General features: G+C 67.9%; 1 protein-coding gene. It reads right to left on the bottom strand.

Features of this window, described 5'->3' with window-relative positions; translation table 11 throughout:
• The coding region (locus tag ACYVKX_RS23265; RefSeq protein WP_460836095.1) for an IS256 family transposase at positions 1-1,234 on the bottom strand (1,234 nt) is incomplete at its 3' end.
• Between the last annotated feature and the right edge of the window lie 56 nt (positions 1,235-1,290).

Below are 1,290 nucleotides of genomic sequence, written 5' to 3'. Positions count from 1 at the left end.
CCTGGAGTTCTAGCTCGGTGCTCGCCACCTCCTCAGTCGTGGTGTCGACTGTTTGGGCGCGGGCGAGGACGTCGAGTCCGAGGTAGCGGCGGCCTTCGGCCCACTCGTCGTGTTGCTCGGCCAGGACGGCTCCGACGAGGCGGATGATGGACGCCCGGTCGGGGAAGATCCCCACGACGTCGGTGCGGCGGCGGATCTCGCGGTTGAGCCGTTCGTTGGGGTTGTTGGACCAGATCTGACGCCAGATCTCCTTGGGGAAGCTAGTGAAGGCGAGGATGTCGGCGCGAGCGGTCTCGAGGTGCTCGGCGACGGTGGGGAGCTTCTCGGTCAGGGCGTCGAGGACCCGGTCGAACTGGGCGTGGACGGCGTCGGCGTCGGGTTGGTCGTAGATCGAGTGCAACAGCGCCTTGACCCATGGCCAGGAGCTCTTCGGGGTCGCGGACATCAGGTTCGCGGCGTAGTGGGTACGGCAGCGTTGCCAGGCTGCGCCGGGGATGGTGGCGCCGATCGCTGCCACCAGCCCTGCGTGGGCATCTGAGGTGACGAGCTTGACCCCGGCCAGGCCGCGGGCGGTCAGGTCGCGGAAGAAGCCCAGCCAGCCGGCGCCGTCTTCACTGGTGGTGACTTGGACGCCGAGGATCTCGCGGTGCCCATCAGCGTTGACACCGGTCGCGACCAGCACGTGGACCGGCACGACGCGGCCGCCTTCGCGGACCTTGAGCACCAGTGCGTCGGCGGCCACGAAGGTGAACGGCCCGGCGTCCTCCAGGCGTCGGGTGCGGAACTGTTCGACGTGCTCGTCGAGCTCCTTGGCCATCACGCTGACTTGGGACTTCGACAGGCCGGTGATGCCGAGGGTCTGCACCAGCTTGTCCATGCGTCGCGTGCTGACGCCGAGCAGGTAGCAGGTCGCCACGACCGAGGTGAGTGCTCGTTCGGCACGCTTGCGGCGCTCGAGCAGCCACTCCGGGTACAGGGTGCCGGTGCGCAGCTTGGGGACCGCGACATCGAGGGTGCCGACGCGGGTGTCGAGGTCACGGTGGCGGTAGCCGTTGCGGGAGTTGACCCGCTCGCTGCTGCGCTCGCCGTAGCCGGCGCCGCACACCGCGTCGGCCTGTGCGGAGAGCAGTGCGTTGACGAAGGTGGTGAGCAGGTCCCGCATCAGGTCAGGCGATGCTTGGGACAGCTGCTCGTTCAGGAACTGGGCAGGGTCGATACTGGGCATGGCGGTCATCGGTGTGGTCCTTCTTCGAGTCGGTTTTCGCAGATCACTCGAAGGATCACCCGGTG

The sequence above is a fragment of the Nocardioides hungaricus genome (genome assembly GCF_054782915.1).
The sequence above is the reverse complement of the archived record's forward strand: the minus strand, read 5'-3'. Positions and strand labels throughout refer to the sequence as shown.